The organism is Streptomyces sp. NPDC101151 (genome assembly GCF_044768335.1).
GTDB lineage: Bacteria > Actinomycetota > Actinomycetes > Streptomycetales > Streptomycetaceae > Streptomyces.
In genome coordinates this window covers 22,315-39,154 of record NZ_JBIWPP010000041.1, presented here as the reverse complement: position 1 = coordinate 39,154, position 16,840 = coordinate 22,315, and the positions used below count along the sequence as shown (strand labels likewise).

Annotated in this window: 11 protein-coding genes, 1 tRNA gene and 1 pseudogene; 8 read left to right on the top strand and 5 right to left on the bottom strand. The window is 72.8% G+C overall.

Annotated elements, in window-relative coordinates; genetic code table 11:
• Positions 1-186 precede the first annotated feature (186 nt).
• The gene (locus tag ACIRU3_RS40415; protein ID WP_404067826.1) at positions 187-1,641 is read right to left on the bottom strand and encodes a glyceraldehyde-3-phosphate dehydrogenase; all 1,455 of its coding nucleotides are present in this window, start codon (positions 1,639-1,641) and stop codon (positions 187-189) included.
• Between the two features lie 233 nt (positions 1,642-1,874).
• On the opposite strand from ACIRU3_RS40415, the gene ACIRU3_RS40410 reads away from it, so the two are divergent.
• The 7 genes and pseudogenes from ACIRU3_RS40410 to ACIRU3_RS40380 all read left to right on the top strand — a co-directional run.
• Positions 1,875-3,017, top strand: a complete 1,143-nt coding sequence (locus tag ACIRU3_RS40410; RefSeq protein ID WP_404067825.1) for a hypothetical protein — start codon at positions 1,875-1,877, stop codon at positions 3,015-3,017.
• A gap of 99 nt (positions 3,018-3,116) precedes the next feature.
• A complete protein-coding gene (locus tag ACIRU3_RS40405) occupies positions 3,117-3,809 on the top strand; it encodes an alpha/beta fold hydrolase (protein ID WP_404067822.1) in 693 nt (230 codons plus the stop codon).
• A gap of 248 nt (positions 3,810-4,057) precedes the next feature.
• Positions 4,058-4,378: a hypothetical protein gene (locus ACIRU3_RS40400; protein ID WP_404067820.1), complete on the top strand. Its 321-nt coding sequence runs from the start codon at positions 4,058-4,060 to the stop codon at positions 4,376-4,378.
• A gap of 138 nt (positions 4,379-4,516) precedes the next feature.
• The gene (locus tag ACIRU3_RS40395) at positions 4,517-5,347 is read left to right on the top strand and encodes a PP2C family protein-serine/threonine phosphatase (RefSeq protein WP_404067817.1); all 831 of its coding nucleotides are present in this window, start codon (positions 4,517-4,519) and stop codon (positions 5,345-5,347) included.
• A 107-nt stretch (positions 5,348-5,454) separates the two neighbouring features.
• A complete protein-coding gene (locus tag ACIRU3_RS40390; protein WP_404067815.1) occupies positions 5,455-6,468 on the top strand; it encodes an MASE1 domain-containing protein in 1,014 nt (337 codons plus the stop codon).
• A 588-nt stretch (positions 6,469-7,056) separates the two neighbouring features.
• Positions 7,057-8,511 (top strand): L-seryl-tRNA(Sec) selenium transferase, encoded by a 1,455-nt coding sequence (gene selA / locus ACIRU3_RS40385; RefSeq protein WP_404067813.1) that lies wholly within the window; start codon positions 7,057-7,059, stop codon positions 8,509-8,511.
• A 7-nt stretch (positions 8,512-8,518) separates the two neighbouring features.
• A pseudogene (locus ACIRU3_RS40380) lies at positions 8,519-10,210 on the top strand (GTP-binding protein); the annotation flags it as partial.
• Positions 10,211-10,293: 83 nt separating this feature from the next.
• On the opposite strand, the gene ACIRU3_RS40375 reads toward ACIRU3_RS40380, so the two are convergent.
• Positions 10,294-10,386 (bottom strand) — tRNA-Sec (locus ACIRU3_RS40375).
• Between the two features lie 34 nt (positions 10,387-10,420).
• On the opposite strand from ACIRU3_RS40375, the gene selD reads away from it, so the two are divergent.
• Positions 10,421-11,434, top strand: coding sequence for a selenide, water dikinase SelD (selD, locus tag ACIRU3_RS40370; protein WP_404067810.1), 1,014 nt, complete (start codon positions 10,421-10,423; stop codon positions 11,432-11,434).
• Between the two features lie 6 nt (positions 11,435-11,440).
• On the opposite strand, the gene fdh is transcribed toward selD, so the two are convergent.
• The 3 genes from fdh to ACIRU3_RS40355 form a co-directional block, all read right to left on the bottom strand.
• Complete coding sequence (fdh, locus tag ACIRU3_RS40365) at positions 11,441-14,701, bottom strand: formate dehydrogenase (RefSeq protein ID WP_404067807.1); 3,261 nt, start codon at positions 14,699-14,701, stop codon at positions 11,441-11,443.
• 72 nt (positions 14,702-14,773) lie between these two features.
• Positions 14,774-15,796 carry an NrfD/PsrC family molybdoenzyme membrane anchor subunit gene (nrfD, locus tag ACIRU3_RS40360; protein ID WP_404067804.1) on the bottom strand — a complete coding sequence of 341 codons (1,023 nt, stop codon included), beginning with the start codon at positions 15,794-15,796 and terminating at the stop codon, positions 14,774-14,776.
• Positions 15,793-16,839, bottom strand: a complete 1,047-nt coding sequence (locus ACIRU3_RS40355; RefSeq protein ID WP_404067801.1) for a 4Fe-4S dicluster domain-containing protein — start codon at positions 16,837-16,839, stop codon at positions 15,793-15,795. Before ACIRU3_RS40355 ends, nrfD begins: the two co-directional genes overlap by 4 nt.
• Between the last annotated feature and the right edge of the window lies 1 nt (position 16,840).

Sequence of the window (16,840 nt, the reverse complement as noted above, 5' to 3'; positions counted from 1 at the left end):
CACTTTTGCGGAACCCCCTGAGAACTCCCTGGGCCGGTAGACGACCACTGAGGGCCGCCACCCGGAAGTCGGGTGACGGCCCTCGGTTCGTCTGCTGGTCGGGTCTGCCTGCGCGGGTCAGGAGTGATCCTCAGGAGCCCTGAGGCAGCTCCGACTGCACCTTCGCGGCCGGGATGTGTGCCCTCGTCAGACCGCCGTTGCCGGGTACGTCGGGTACTCGACGCCCGAGACGTGCTGGACGACCCGGACGACCTGGCAGGAGTAGCCGAACTCGTTGTCGTACCAGAGGTAGAGGATCGCGTTGTCCCCCTCGACCTTGAGAGCGCCGGCGTCCACGATCGAGGCGTGGCGCGAGCCGATGAAGTCGCTGGAGACCGCGTCGGGGGCCGTGGTGAAGTCGATCTGGCGCTTGAGCGGAGAGGTCAGCGACACGTCCCGCAGGTAGTCGTGGACGTCCTCGCGGGTGGTCTCGCGGGCCAGCTGGAGGTTGAGGATCGCGATCGAGACGTCCGGGACAGGGACGCGGATCGAGCTGCCGGTGATCTTCGCCTTGAGGTCCGGCAGGGCCTTCGCCACGGCGGAGGCGGCACCGGTCTCGGTGATCACCATGTTGAGCGGCGCGGAGCGGCCACGGCGCTCGGACTTGTGGTAGTTGTCCAGCAGATTCTGGTCGTTGGTGAACGAGTGGACGGTCTCCACGTGGCCGCGCAGCACGCCGTACTCGTCGTCCATCGCCTTCAGCGGCGGGACGATCGCGTTGGTGGTGCAGGAGGCGCAGGACAGGATCTGCTCGTCCGGCTTGATGGTGTCGTGGTTGACGCCGTGCACGATGTTCGGGACGTCGCCCTTGCCCGGCGCGGTCAGGACGACCTTCTCGACGCCCGGGCGCAGGTGCTTGGACAGGCCCTCGCGGTCGCGCCACTTGCCGGTGTTGTCGATGAGGATGGCGTCCCGGATGCCGTACTCGGTGTAGTCCACGGACGACGGATCGTCGGCGTAGATCACCTTGATCGCGTTGCCGTTGGCCACGATCGTGCTGCTGTCCTCGTCCACCGTGATCGTGCCGTGGAACTGGCCGTGGATGGAGTCGCGGCGCAGCAGCGAGGCACGCTTGACGAGATCCTCGTCGGCCCGCCCGCCGCTGCCGCGCACGACGATGGCGCGTAGCCGCAGGCCGTTGCCGGAGCCGGCCTTCTCGATCAGGAGGCGGGCGACGAGTCGGCCGATGCGGCCGAAGCCGTAGAGGACGACGTCGCGCGGCTCGCGGCGCTCGATCTTGTTGGCGCCCGTGGCACCGGCGACGGCCTCGGCGGTGAACTCCGCCACGCTCAGGCCGCGGTCGTCCGCCTTGTAGGTGGCGGCGAGCATGCCCAGGTCGATCTGGGAGGGACCGAGGTCGAGGGCCGTCAGGGCCTGCAGGAACGGCATGGTCTCGGTGACCGAGAGCTCCTCGCCGGCGATCTGCCGGGCGAAGCGGTGCGTCTTCAGGATGCTGACCACCGACTTGTTCACCAAGGAGCGGCTGTGCAGCAGGACGGTCACGTCCTGCTCGCGGTGCAGCTTCCCGATGATCGGGATCATCGACTCCGCGATCTCCTCGCGGTTCTTCCAGTTGGTGAACGAGTCGTCGTTGACAGTCACAGGTCCATCTTTCGAGCTAGGCAGCGCTCATATGGTAACCGCACCCTGTTCTGATCTTCATGGGGGTCTGCCGTTGGTCCCCTGTTGTTCCTGAATCAGGGTGGAAGACCGTAAGAAAGCCGGGTCGCGGATTGCACGCCGGCACCGGCGTGATCAAGGTCTGAGGGTGAGCACGTCCTCCGTACCCCGGCCCGAGCCGGACGCCCCGTCCCCTCCCCTCCGGCCGCTCCGCGGTGCCCCGGAACGTCCGGCACCGGATCCCCGAAGGCGCCCTGCCGGCCCTCGCGCTGTTCGCCGCGATCCGGATCGCCGGAGTCGTCGTCGTGATGGTCGCCAACCACCTCACCGAACACCCGCCGGCCAAGAGCCTCGCCCACTCCTGGGACTCCCGCTGGTACCTGCACATCGCGACCCACGGCTACGGGCACCTCATCTGGATCACCCCCAGCGGCGGGGTGCAGACCGACTGGGCCTTCTTCCCGCTCTACCCGGGACTCATCCGGGCCCTGACCGTGATCCTCCCGCTCACCCCGGGCCAGGCCGGGCTACTGGTCGCCTGGGCCGCCGCGGCGGTGGCCGCGTACGGTCTCTACGTCCTCGGCCACCACCTGCACGGGCGCGCCGTCGCCACCGCGCTGGTCGGTCTGTGGGCCGTGCTGCCGCACGCCGTAGAGCTGACCATTGCCTACACCGAGTCCCTCTTCGCCGCCCTCGCCGTCTGGTCCCTGTACTGCGTGCTCAAGGGCCGCTGGCTGTGGGCCGGTTCGCTGGCCGCGCTGGCGGGCCTGTCCCGGCCGACCGGATTCGCGGTGGCCGCCGCCGTCGGCATCGCCGCCGCGCAGCAGGTGCTGCGGCAGCGCGGCCGCGTACCGGCGACGCTGTGGATCGGCGCCCTCCTGGCCCCGCTGGGCTGGCTCGGCTATGTGCTCTGGGTCGGGCAGCAGACCGGCGACCTGCCGGGGGGCTACTTCAAGATCCAGAGCGCCTGGGACTCGCGCTTCGACTTCGGCGCCGGTGCCGTGAGCTTCCTCAGGGCGCTGTTCCTGCACGGCGGCGGCATCGTCTACCCGGCGGCCCTGATGATCGTCGTGGTGAGCGTGGTGCTCTTCGGGCTGCTCTGCCTGGACCGCGCCCCGCTGGCCCTGGTGGTCTTCGCGGGGGTGTTGGTGCTGCTCGTGGTCGGCTGCTCCGGCTCGTTCTCGTCCAAACCGCGCTTCCTGCTGCCCGACTTCCCGCTGCTGATCCCCCCGGCGCGCGCCTTCGCCCGCACCTGGCGGGTGCGCCCGGCCCAGGCGCTGTTCGTCGGCGGCGCCCTGGCCGTCGTGTCCCTGCTGTACGGCGCCTATGTGACGGTGGTGGCCCACTCCCCGCTGTGAGCCACCGCGGCACCCGGACGACCGGAGGCCGGCGCCTGGACCTCCGGACCCAAGGTCGGTGAAAAGATCGTCCGGAGTCCGGACGAGAGAGGCGCGTCGATGAAGCTGCACACCCGCGAGTGGGGGACCGGAGACCGGGTTGCCGTCCTGGTGCACGGGATCATGTCCGACCACCGGACCTGGCGCCGGGTCGCCCCGGCCCTGGCGGACAAGGGATACCGGGTCATCGGCGTGGACCTGCGCGGACACGGTGCGAGCGGGCGCGGGGAGTACGGCGCCGAGATCTGGGCCGACGATCTGGCGGAAACCCTGCCCCAGGGCGTCGAGTTGACGATCGGCCACTCGCTCGGCGCGATGGCCCTGGCCCTCGCCGTCGAGCGGCTGGCACCGGAACGGGCCGTCTACTGCGACCCGGCCTGGGACCTGGATGAGAACGTCACGGCGGCCGCGTCCGCCTTCGCGTACTTCAAGCGCGCGCCCCGCGCGATGATCAAGGCCTTCAACCCGCGGTGGGAAGAGGCCGACGTGGACGTGGAGTTGGCCACGCTCGCGGCCTGGGACCCGGCAACCGTCCAGGTGCTCCCCGACACCTACGCGGTCAGCCGCACCCCGGCGCACCCGGTGGTGCCCTCGCTGGTGGTGCTGGCCGACTCCAGTGACCTCGTGTCCCCCGACCTGGAGGGAGAGTTGAAGAAGCGGGGTTTCGAGGTGCGCACCGTCCCGGGGGTCGGGCACACCCTCTACCGGGACGACTTCGAGGGGTTCATGACGGCGCTGGACGGATGGATCTGAGCTGGACGGACGGGTCGGAGAGGTACCCGCCCCGCGCGACCGGCCCACGCATCACGCCCACGGACGTGCACGGCAACCAGCACGTTCTGGGCACCCTACTGATCATGGGGCAGGCAACCTCGGCCCGCTCCCCGTGGGAGCGGGCCCGGACCTGCCGGGGGTTTCCTGCCCCGCGGCCCGGCCGCGCGGGGCGCTGTGCGAAGGCCGTGAATCGGGGTAGGCGGGGAACGCGCGACGAAAGGATCGTCATGACGACCTACGTCATCACCGTGCCCGGCACCTTCACCACGGGAGTGGAGGCCGACGCCCGAGCGAGGCTGAGCCGTGCGCTCGGTCCGGCGGATCCGCACACCACGCGGATGGGCAGTACCGAGGACCTGGACGTGCTCAACGTCAACGAGGACAACACCTTCACCCTCCGCCTGACCGTCGAGGCGGACACCGGCCCGCACGCCGAGCAGGAGGCCCGTCGGCTCGCGGACTCCGCTCTGCGCGGCGCGGGGCTCGACGAGAAGGCGGCACCGCTGGGACCCGCGGTGATCACCGGCATCGATTCGGAGATCGGCTGACCAGGCCTGTGACCAGGTCCGTGACCAGGTCCGTGGCCAGGCATGTCGGCGCAGACTCTCACCTGGGGCAGGATCCTCCTATAAAGGTAAAATCTAGGCGTTTGCCCTGACGGGCCACCGCCCAGCCGGAAGTGACCGATGCCTCGCAAGCGCTCCACGGACGACGGTGACGAGCTGCTGGCCAGACTCGGTTCGCTCACCGCCCAGGCACGCGAGCGCGCGGAGCTGCAGCGCACCCAGGTGGAGCTGGCCATCGAGCTGCAGCGCGGCATGCTGCCCCGGGACCTGCCGTGCGTCCCGGGCCTGCACCTGGCGGTGCGCTACGCACCCGCCACCTACGGCCTCAACGTGGGCGGTGACTGGTACGACGCCTTCGTCCTGCCCGACGGCCGCATCGGGCTGTCCATCGGCGACGTACAGGGCCACAACATCGAGGCCGCCGCCTTCATGGGCCAGGTCCGCGCCGGACTGCGCGCCCTCGCCTCGGTCACCAGCGAACCGGGCGAACTACTCGCCCGGACCAACGAGCTGCTGCTCTCCCTGGGCAGTGAGCTCTTCGCCACCTGCATCTTCATGCGGCTCGACCCGGCCACCGGCGTCCTGGAGAGCGCGCGGGCCGGACACATCCCCTTCGTGTGGGCCACGGGCGACGGCAAGTCCGGCGTCGTGGACGACGAGGGAGGGCCGCCGCTCGGCATCGAGCCGGGGACGGCGTACCCGGTGACCCGGCACCGGCTCACCACCGGCGGAGTGTTCGTCCTGCTCACCGATGGCGTGGTGGAGGGCCCGTCCCTGAACATCGAGGACGGACTCGACCAGGTCGTGCGGCTCGCGGGTATCGCCGCCGTCGCGGGGCTGGAGGCCCACGCGCTGGCCTCTGCCGTGATCAAGGGCGCGGAGAGCGTGGGGCACGAGGACGACGCCGCCGTCCTCGTCGTCGGCGTCGACGGGCCGGGCATCGAGCCGTAGCGGATGAGGCGCGGTCTTCCGGCCGGCCGGGGCGGCGGTCTCCTGGCCGGCCGGGGAGACGGACGAGGACGCCTCTCGCCTCGCCGACGGCGGGCCATCGGTGTGAGATGGCTGCTGTGGTGGGTTTCGAGGATCTGCGCCGGCCGGGCGGCTACGCCGTCCAGGTGCTGGCCGTCGCCGCGGTCTACTACGGCGCGGCACGCCTCGGACTCCTGCGCCGGCTGGTCGTCGAGGGCGCCGTGGTCACCCCCATCTGGCCGCCCACCGGTGTCGCCGTCGCCGCCCTGCTGATCTTCGGGCTGGGCTGCTGGCCCGGCATCAGCCTGGGCGCCTTCCTCGCCGTCCTGTCCATCAGCCCGCCCCACATCGACGCGCTCGGCATTGTCTTCGGCCAGACCGCCGCACCCCTGTGCGCGGTTCTGCTGCTGCGCCGGGCCCGCTTCCGCACCGACCTGAGCCGGTTACGCGACTGCCTGGCCCTCGTGTTCCTCGCCGCGCTGACCGCCATGGTGATCAGCGCCAGCATCGGCGTGTGCCTCCTCCTGGCCATGGACAAACTGCCCGCGCACAGCTTCTGGGCCGTGTGGCTGGCCTGGTGGGTGGGCGACGCGATGGGCGTCCTCATCGTCACCCCGTTGCTGCTGATCCTGCACCGGGCCCGCTGGCCCCCGTCCCTGGCGCGCTGGAAGGAAGCCGCCGCGCTGACCGTCGCGGCCTGCTCCCTGGTGCCGCTGGCCGTCTACAGCTCGCTCAGCCTGCTCTTCCTCGTCTATCCGCTCATCATCTGTGCCGCGCTGCGCTTCGAGCTGGTGGGCAGCATGTTCTGCGCGCTGTTCACGTCCGTGCTGGCCACCATCGCCGCGACGGACGGCGTCGGGGCCTTCGCGCAGCTGACCCGGATCGAGGTGATGGCGAAACTCCAGGCCTTCAACGGCACCATGGCCCTGACCGCGCTGCTGCTGTCCGCTGTGATCACCGAGCAGCGCCACACCCGGAGCTCCGTCGAGCAGGCCTGCCAGGAACTGGTGGAGGTCCTGGAACACCTCACCGCGGGCGAGCCGCCGCCTCCCCGCCCGGCCTCGGACCCCGAAGACCGGCCACGGCCGGGCGCAGCCCCGTGACGAGACCCTGCCGACGCAAGGAGGGGGCGGAGGAAGGACGGGCCGAGGCGGGTCACGGCGTGTCGAACGGGCGGGCAGGGGCACTGGGGGACGATGAGCGATGCCCCAGCGGGTACTGGGTCGGGCCGGAGGGACTGCGACGGCATGGAACAGCGGGTGGCACCGGGTGAGAAGGGCCGGGAGGCGGAGACGGCCGGCCCCGGTTCCGACGGTCCGGCGGGGTGCCCGGACGGCAGCGGCACAGCGGCGTTCGGGCGGATCGAGTCCGGTTGCGGCGGTCCCGCAGGGCGCTCGGACGGCAGTGGCGCACCGGAGGGCCGGCTGGCTGATTCCGGCTTCGGCGGTGGTGCACCGGGGAACCGGCCGACTGATTCCGGCTTCGGCGATTCCGCACGGCACCTGCACGCCGGCGGCTCAGTGGGGGCCCGGCCGGCTGAGTCCGGTTCCGCCGGTCCCGTACAGCACCCGGACGGCAGCGGCGCAGCGGCGTTCGGGCTGACCGATCCCGGGTCCGGCGGTCCGGCTGGGCGACCGGACGGCGGCGGCGCAGCGGCGAGCCGGCCGACCGAGTCCGATTCCGGCCGGCCCATGAAGTACCCGGACGGCAGCGGCGCACCGGCGATGGGGCCGACCGAGTCCGGCTCCGGCGGTCCCGTGGGGTACGCGCACGGCAGCGGCCCACCGGCGATCGGGCCGACCGAATCCGGCTCCGGCGGTGCTGTACGGCGCCCGGACGGCGGTGCCGACGCACGTCGCCGTGTCCCGCGCACCGACGCGCTCCTGCGCCATCCGAAGCTGGCCGCCGCCGTGGACCGGCTCGGGCAGAGTGTCGTGAAGTCCGCGATCCGGCAGGCGCAGGAGCAGGCACGCGCCGGGACCGTTCCCCCCGAGCGGGTCGCGGACACCGCCGTCGCGCTGCTGCCCGGCACGGCCGGCGGGCTCCGGCCGGTGATCAACGCCACCGGAGTGCTGCTGCACACCAACCTCGGCCGGGCGCCACTGTCGGCGGCGGCCCGGCAGGCCGTGGCGGCGGCCGCCGGACCCACGGACGTCGAGCTCGACCTGGCCACCGGCGTACGGGCCCGTCGCGGCCGCACCGCCCTGGCCGCACTGCGCGCCCGTGTGCCGGCGGCGGGTGGCGTGCACATCGTCAACAACGGGGCCGCCGCGCTCGTCCTGGCCGCCACCGCGCTCGCGGCCGGCAAGGAGATCGTCATCAGCCGCGGGGAGATGGTGGAGATCGGGGACGGCTTCCGCCTGCCCGACCTGCTCGTCTCCACGGGCGCCCGGCTCCGCGAGGTCGGCACGACCAACCGGACCACCACCGCCGACTACGCCGAAGCGATCGGCGGTCAGACGGGCTTCGTGCTGAAGGTGCACCCGTCCAACTTCCGCATCACCGGTTTCACCCGTGCCGCCGAGGTCGGCGAACTGGCCGGGCTGGGCGTCCCGGTCGTCGTCGACATCGGCTCCGGACTGCTCGCGCCAGATCCGGCGCTGCCCGGAGAACCGGACGCCGACACCCCACTGCGTGCCGGTGCCGCGCTCGTCACCGCGAGCGGCGACAAGCTGCTCGGCGGCCCCCAGTGCGGGCTCATGCTGGGCCGGGCGGACCTGATCCGCACCCTGGCCCGGCATCCGCTGGCCCGCGCCCTGCGCGTCGACAAACTCACCCTGGCCGCCCTGGAGGCCACGCTCACCGGACCGCCCACGCCGACCGACACCGCCCTCACCACCGACCCGGCCCGGCTCGGACGCCGGGCCGCGCGCCTCGCCACCGCCCTGGACGCCGAGGGCATCGACGTACGCGCGGTCGAGAGCGCCGCCACGGTCGGCGGCGGAGGCGCACCCGGCGTCACCCTGCCCAGCGCCGCACTGTCCCTGCCGGAGTCCTACGCCACCGCACTGCGCACCGGCCGGATCCCCGTGGTCGGTCGGCTGGAGGCGGGGCGCTGCCTGCTCGACCTGCGGGCGGTCCCGCCGGAGGACGACGAGCGGCTGGCCGAGGCCGTACGGGCGGCCCGCCCGGCCGCCGGGAGGTAGGCCGAACATGCAGGTCCTCGCCACCGCCGGCCATGTCGACCACGGCAAGTCCGCGCTGGTGCGGGCGCTCACGGGCATGGAGCCCGACCGCTACGAGGAGGAGCGCCGCCGGGGCCTGACCCTCGACCTCGGCTTCGTGTGGACGAGGCTCGGCCCGGACGGCGAACACCTCGCTTTCGTGGACGTACCGGGGCACGAGCGGTTCGTCGCCACCATGCTGGCCGGTGTCGGGCCCGTGCCCGCCGTGCTGTTCGTGGTCGCCGCCGACCAGGGCTGGCAGGCCCAGTCCCAGGAACATCTGACGATCCTCGACGCGCTCGACGTCCGGCACGCCGTCCTGGCCGTGACCCGCAGCGACCTCGCGGACCCGGAGCCCGTGCGCGCGGACGCCGTCGAGCGTCTGACCGCCACCTCGCTGGGCAAGGTGCCGTCCGTCGCGGTGAGCGCGGTCACCGGCGCTGGACTGGCCCAGCTGCGTGGTGAACTGGCCCGGCTGGGCAATGGGTTGCCCGCCCCCGCCGTCGATGCCGACGTACGCCTGTGGCTGGACCGGGCGTTCACCGTGCGCGGCCACGGCACCGTGGTGACGGGCACGCTCGGCGCGGGCACCCTGCGCGTCGGCGACCGGCTGGTCACGGGGGACGGGCGCGTCCTGCGGGTGCGCGGGCTGCAGAGTGTGCACGAGGAGCGGACGGAGGTCAGTGGTGTGGCCCGGGTGGCCGTCAATGTGCACGGGCCGGCGGACGGCTCACTGCGGCGCGGGCAGGTGCTGCTGACGCCGGACCGCTGGCTGCTCACCGACGTGCTCGACGTCCGGATCGGCGGAGAGCCGGTCGCCGACCTGCCTCGCTCGGTCACCCTGCATTTCGGCACGGCCGCCGTCCCGGTGACCGTCCGCCCGCTGGGCGAGGACACCGCCCGGCTCACCCTGAACCGGGCGCTGCCCCTGCGGATCGGCGACCGCGCCGTGCTGCGGGAGCCGGGCGGCAGCCGCGCGCCCTGCGGTGTCACCGTCCTTGACGTGCGCCCGCCCCGGCTGGCCCGGCGTGGCGCCGGCCGGGCCCGCGCCGCCGAGCTGGCCGGCCTGACCGGCCGCCCCGACGGCGCCGCCGAACTGCGCCGCCGCAGGCTGATCCGGAGGGCCGACCTGCTGGCCATGGGCGCACCGCCCCCGGCCGAGCCCGTGACCGGAGAGTGGCTGGCCGACGAGAGGTACTGGACGGCCCTGCGGGGCCGCCTGTCGGCCGAGGTCGACCGGCACGCCCGTGCGCACCCGCTGGAGCCCGGCCTGCCGGCCGAGGCGGCCCGCCGCCTGCTCGGCCTGCCGGAGCGCACGCTGGTGGACGCTCTCGCCCGGGACATGCCCCAACTCCGCAGTCGCCAGGGCCGGTTGTACGCCGTCGACACGCTGCGGCACACCCTGCCCCCACCGGTCCAGGCGGCGGTGGACGCCGTGCGCCGGGACCTGGCCCGTACGCCGTTCCGGGCGCCCGAGGCCTACCGGCTGGCGGAACTGGGGCTCACCCGCAAAGCGTTGGCCGCCGCGGTGTCGGCGGGTGAACTGCTGCGCATCGCCGACGGTATCGTGCTGCTGCCCGGCGCGGACACGGAGGCGGTTGCCGCACTGCGCCGGCTGCCACAGCCGTTCACGCCGAGCGAGGCACGGCGGGCGCTGGACACCACGCGCCGGGTGGCCGTGCCCCTGCTCGAGCACCTGGACGCCCATGGGTACACGGAACGCGTCGACGATCAGCGCCGACGCTGCGGGCCCGATCCGGGGAGCGGAGGCGGACGGGAATCGAACCCGCCTGCCCGAGATCCTCGGGCACCTCGGTTTTGAAGACCGGGAGGGCCACCAGGCACCCACACGCCTCCACCGGCCGCCAGGCTAGTACCCGAGGAGACAGGTATGACCCCGACCCGCCAAGCCGCCGTCCGCCTCACGCAGTTCGCCCGTGGCGGCGGCTGCGCCTGCAAGATCCCGCCCGGTGAGCTGGAGGAGATGGTCGGCGGCCTGGGCGCAGTGCTGCCCGGCGGCGACACTCCGCTCCTGATCGGGCCGGACACCGGTGACGACGCGGCCGTCGTCGGGCTCGCCTCCCACGGGGGCACGGCCATGGTGTGCACCGCGGACTTCTTCACCCCGGTCGTCGACGACCCGTACGACTGGGGGCGCATCGCCGCGGCCAACGCCCTGTCGGACGTGTACGCGATGGGCGGCCGGCCCGTCCTCGCGGTCAACCTCCTCGCCTGGCCCCGCGACCTGCTCCCCCTCGAGCTGGCCCGCGAGGTGCTGCGCGGCGGTCTCGACGTCGCCACGGAGGCGGGCTGCCACGTCGGCGGCGGCCACAGCGTCGACGACCCGGAACCGAAGTACGGCATGGCCGTCACCGGCCTCGCCGACCCCGCACGGCTGCTGCGCAACGACGCGGGCCGGCCCGGAATGCCGCTGTCGCTGACCAAACCGCTCGGCCTGGGGGTACTGAACAACCGTCACAAGGCCACGGGCGAGCGGTTCGAGCAGGCCGTCGCCACGATGACCGCTCTCAACCGGGACGCCTCCGCCGCGGCAATGGCCGCCGGGGCCACCTGTGCCACCGATGTCACCGGCTTCGGCCTCCTGGGCCATCTGCACAAGCTCGCCCGGGCCTCGGACGTGACCGCCGTGATCGACACCGCCGCCGTGCCCTACCTGGACGGCGCCCGGGAGGCCGTACGGGACGGCTACGTCAGCGGTGGCACCCGGCGCAATCTGGAGTGGGTCACGCCGTTCACCGACTTCCGGGACACGGACGCGGACACACGGCTGCTGCTGGCCGACGCCCAGACGTCCGGCGGGCTCCTCGTGGCCGGGGAGGTGCCCGGGGCGCCGGTGGTGGGGGAGCTGGTGGCGCGCGGGGCCCATTCGATCGTGCTCGAATAGGCCGGGTCAGGGTTCGGTACCGGTGTGCTCGTCGATGCCGGCCCTGGCCCGGTACGCCCGCACCAGCTCCACCGACGCCGGGCCCCGGGGCCGGCGCCCCGGGCGGATGTCGACGGCGAACGCCTTCGTCTCCTGGATGTGGGTGTTCGGGTCCAGGGACAGGTGCACCAGCTCGTTGGCCGCGTCACCGGTGGTGTAGCCGTTCGGGCCCCAGTGGTAGGGCAGGCCGACCTGGTGCAGGGTCCGCCCGTGCACCCTCAGTGGTGCCATCCGGTCGGTGACCAGCACGCGTGCCTCGATCACCGCGCGGGCGCTGACGATCGTCGCCCAGCCCGTGTGCTCAAGGCCCCGCTCGGCGGCCAGCTCCGGTGACACCTCGCAGAAGAACTCCGGCTGCAGTTCAGCGAGGTACGGCTGCCAGCGGGACATTCCGCCCGCGGTGTGGTGCTCGGTGAGCCGGTAGGTGGTGGCGACGTACGGGAACACCTCCGAGCCGGGCTCGTCGCCGCTCGGCTGGTAGCGGTTGTCGGGGTGCGCGGGCAGCACCTGTCGCACCGGGTTGCGCTGCTGCTCGTACAGCAGGTTCGGGAACGGGGAGTCCTGCGGCTCGTAGTGCACCGGCAGCGGCCCGTCCGTGAGCCCGGACGGCACATACAGCCAGGCCTTCCCGTCGGCCTGCATGATGAACGGATCCCGGCCGGACAGCGCCGCCGGACCGGTCGCGCCCTCGGGCGGCCGGTGATCGGGCGCCTTGTCCTTCTTGAAGTCGGGGACGTCGTGCCCGCACCACTCGCCCTTGTCCGGGTCCCACCACACCAGCGCCTTCCGCTCGCTCCACGGCCTGCCCTCCGGGTCGGCCGAGGCCCGGTTGTAGAGGATGCGGCGGTTGGCCGGCCAGGCCCATGCCCACTCGGCCGCCACCCAGTCCTGCTCCTGGCCGGGTTTGCGGCGGGCGGCCTGGTTGACGCCGTCGGCGTGGACACCGCAGTAGATCCAGCAGCCGCAGGCCGTGGAGCCGTCGGCTCTCAGCTGGTCGTAGGAGGAGAGCGGGTTGCCGTCGGCGTCATGGCCGTTGATCTCGGCGAGCACGGCCTCCGCGTCCGGCTCGGCCAGTGCGCCCTTCGTCGGGTAGTCCCAGACCAGGTCGAGCAGCGGACGGTCCGACTCGTCGGTGGACCCGGCCAGCTTCTCCCTGATGATCCGCCCGAGATGGTAGGTGAACCACAGGTCGCTGCGCGCCTCGCCGGGCGGCTCGACCGCCTGGTGGTGCCACTGCAGCAGCCGCTGGGTGTTGGTGAAGCTGCCGTCCTTCTCGGTGTGCGCGGCGGCCGGCAGGAAGAACACCTCGGTGCGGTTGTCCTCGGTGCGCAGCTCCCCGGTCTCCGTCTCGGGGCCGTCCTTCCACCAGGTCGTCGACTCGATGAGCGAGAAGTCGCGTACGACCAGCCAGTCCAGATTGGCCATGCCGAGGCGCATGAGCTTGGAGTTGGCGTTGCCGACCGCGGGGTTCTGCCCGAAGAGGAAGTAGCCCTTGCAGGTGCCTTCCAGCTGGGCCATGGTCGTCTCGTAGGTGGAGTGGGAGCCGGTCAGCCGCGGCAGGTAGTCGAAGCAGAAGTCGTTCGCGTCGGTCGCCGCATCGCCCCAGTAGGCCTTGAGCAGGCTCACCAGATACGCGCGCATGTTGGCCCAGTAGCCCTTGCCGGCCGCCTCGGCCCGCACGAAGGCGTCGAGGTCCTGGTTCTGGTGGGCGTGCGGCATCGGGATGTAGCCGGGCAGCAGGTTGAACAGTGTGGGGATGTCCGTCGACCCCTGGATGGAGGCGTGTCCACGCAGCGCCAGGATGCCGCCGCCGGGGCGGCCGATGTTGCCGAGCAGCGTCTGCAGCACGGAGGCCGCTCGGATGTACTGCACGCCCACCGTGTGCTGCGTCCAGCCGACCGCGTAGGCGAACGCCGTCGTCCGGTCGCGTCCGGAGTTCTCCGTCACCAGCTCGCACACCTGCCGGAACAGGTCCTGCGGCACTCCGCAGATCTGCTCGACCACCTCGGGCGTGTAGCGGGCGTAGTGCCGCTTCAGCACCTGGAAGACGCAGCGCGGGTTGCTGAGTGTCTCGTCCCGCTCGGGCTCGCCCTCACCGATGTCGGCGCCGCCCGCCCCGTGGGCCTCGCCGCGGGCGGCCTCGGCCACCGACCTGCCCCCGTCGGAGTGCGCCGGGTACTCCTGGTCCCGCTCGCCCGAGAGCGAGCGCATCTCGGTTCCCTCGTACTGCCAGCTGCTGTCGTCGTACATGCGGGCGCCGGCGTCCAGGCCGGAGAAGACGCCGTCCAGGTCCTCGGTGTCGCGGAAGTCCTCCCGCAGGATGACGGGCGCGTTGCTGTACGCCACCACGTAGTCGCGGAAGTACTTCTCCTGCTGGAGCACGTGGTTGACGATCCCGCCGAGGAACGCGATGTCGGAGCCCGCGCGCAGCGGTACGTGCAGGTCCGCGAGGGCACTGGTGCGGGTGAAGCGAGGGTCGACGTGAATGACCTTCGCGCCACGCGCCTTCGCCTCCATCACCCACTGGAACCCGACCGGATGGCATTCGGCCATGTTCGAGCCCTGGATGACGATGCAGTCGGCGTTCTGCAGGTCCTGCTGGAAGGTGGTCGCGCCGCCGCGTCCGAACGAGGTTCCCAGACCGGGAACGGTGGAGGAGTGTCAAACACGCGCCTGGTTCTCGATCTGGATCGCTCCCAGCGCGGTGAACAGCTTCTTGATCAGGTAGTTCTCTTCGTTGTCGAGCGTGGCCCCGCCCAGGCTCGCGATACCGAGCGTGCGCCGGGTGCGGGTCTCGTCGACCTCCCACTCCCAGCCGGCCCGGCGCGCCCGGATCACCCGGTCGGCGATCATGTCCATCGCGCTGTCCAGGTCCAGGTGCTCCCACTCGGTGCCGTACGGCCGCCGGTACAGGACCTGGTGCTCGCGGGCGTCCCCGGTGGTCAGCTGGAGGCTCGCCGCGCCCTTGGGACACAGGCGGCCGCGCGAGACGGGTGAGTCGGGGTCGCCCTCGATCTGGGTGACCCTGCCCTCCTGGACGTACACGTTCTGTCCGCAGCCCACCGCGCAGTACGGACAGACGGACTTCACCACCCGGTCGGCGGTGGCGACCCGGGGTTCTAGCCGCGCGGTGCGCCCGCTCTTGGCGGCGGCTCCCCGTCCCAGCGGGTCCGTCCCGGTGAGCTGGCGGTAGACCGGCCAGGAGTCGATCCAGGTGCGTACGCCCACGCCTCGCTCCTTCCGCTCGGCTCCTCGATCTTCCCGCAGCCGTCCGCTCACGGCATCCCGCGCCCGGATGCGTCAGGGTCCGCGCGCCGCCAGCCGTTCCCGCTGCGGTACGACCGTGTACTTCGGATCCTCGGCGGAGGCCACACCGGCGTGGAACACGCCGAACCGCAGGGCCGCCGAGCCGGAGAGCAGGGCGGCACCGGCCCCCAGGGCCACGCGCCGCTCGCGCACGCGCCCGGACAGGAGGGCGAGGAAGGCGCCGGACGCCGTCAGGCTCTCGGCCGCGCGCAGCAGCGTGTGCGGCCTGCCCTGTTCGTAGGGTTCGGCGGGCAGGCCCATGCGGTGCTTCATCAGCTGGAAGGCGCCCAGTTCCAGCGCGGTGCCGAGTACGGCCATGCGGCGCGCCGGGCCCGCCTGGCCGGGCGGAGCGGCGGCCAGCGCCAGGCCGGCGGCCGCGGTGGCCGCCGATCCCGCGAAGACGAACGGAAGGTACCGGTACCCCTCGTGCCAGGAGGGCACCGCCGTGTCAGAGAGGAGGACCGCCGTGTACGTCGCCACCGCCGGGCCGAGGAATGCGGCGCCCGCGGTGGCGGCCGAGCCCACGAGCCGGTAGCGGCCCGCGACGTCGGTGGCCGCTGCGGCCAGCACCAGCGGGGCGTACCCGGCCAGCAGCCACGAGCCCACGCTCATCGGCGAGGTGGGCTTGAGGACCCGGAGCATGTTCAGGAAGCGGGCCGGGCGGCCCAGGTCGTGGACCAGCGCGGCCAGGGAGAGGGAGATGGCCCCGGCCGCGCCCAGCTTCGCCGGGCGGGCAAGGCCCGGCCGTCCGGTGCGGCCGGCTCCGGCCGCCAGCAGCGAGGACGCCCCCGCCAGACCGCCGAGATACAGGTATCCGGCGATGTCCAGGGGCCGCCAAGTCGGCCTGTTGAGGACCGGTTTGCCGTAGTACGACGAGAACTCGGCGTCCGGGACCATCGGTTGCTCGCCATGGCCGCGGCGGCCCCGGCCGCGCCGACGGCGCCCGGCACCACTCCCGGTCAGCGCCTCCCGGCCCGCCCCCTGTACGCCGTCGCCGGTGGCGTCCGGTCCGCTCATCGCGGCCTCCTCACGAAGCTCGCCACGGCGACGGCGCCGAGCGTGGCGGCGGCCAGTGCCGCGTGCCGCCACATGCCGGGCAGGTCCCGGGTGGTGACCACCGGGTCCGGCGGCAGGCCGTACACCTCCGGCTCGTCCAGCAGCAGGAAGAACGCCCCGTCCCCGCCGACCCCGTCGTCCGGGCTCTCGCCGTACAGCCGGGCGTCGGTCACCCCGGCCGCGTGCAGCTGTCCCACCCGGGCCGCCGCCCGCTCCCGCAGCTCTTCCAGCGGGCCGAACTGGATCGAGTCGGTCGGGCAGGACTTGGCGCAGGCCGGCTCCATGCCGACACCCAGCCGGTCGTAGCACAGGGTGCACTTCCACGCCCGTCCGTCGGACCTGCGCTGGTCGATGACGCCGTACGGGCAGGCGGGCACACAGTAGCCGCAGCCGTTGCAGACGTCCTGCTGGACGACGACCGTGCCGAACTCCGTGCGGAACAGCGCGCCCGTGGGGCACACGTCGAGGCAGGCCGCGTGTGTGCAGTGTTTGCACACGTCCGAGGCCATCAGCCAGCGCAGCTCGGTGCGGCCGTCGGGCGCCACCGGGGAGATCTCCCCGGCCGGGGCGCCCGCGGGGGCGGCGTCCGGTGGCGAAGCGGTGGCTCCGCGGCCGGGTGAGGCCGCGTCGGTGCCGAGCCGGGAGGCGGCGGCGAAGACATCGGTGTCCTCGAGGTTCTCGTGCCTGCCGCCGGGCTCCTGCCCGCCCGGCGGCTTGTGCTGCTCGATGAAGGCCACGTGCCGCCAGGTGTCGGCGCCGAGCGCCTGCGTGTTGTCGTAGGACATGCCGGTCAGCTCCAGGCCGTCCTCCGGAATGGCGTTCCACTCCTTGCAGGCCACCTCGCACGCCTTGCAGCCGATGCAGATGGAGGTGTCGGTGAAGAAGCCCATCCGCGGCGGGGCGTCGGGATAGCCCGCGGCGCCGGCCACGTCCGGCTGGGGGCCGTAGAGCTGGTGGCCGCGTACGGCGTCCCTGCCCGCGTTGGTGTCGTCGTCCCGGGTCATG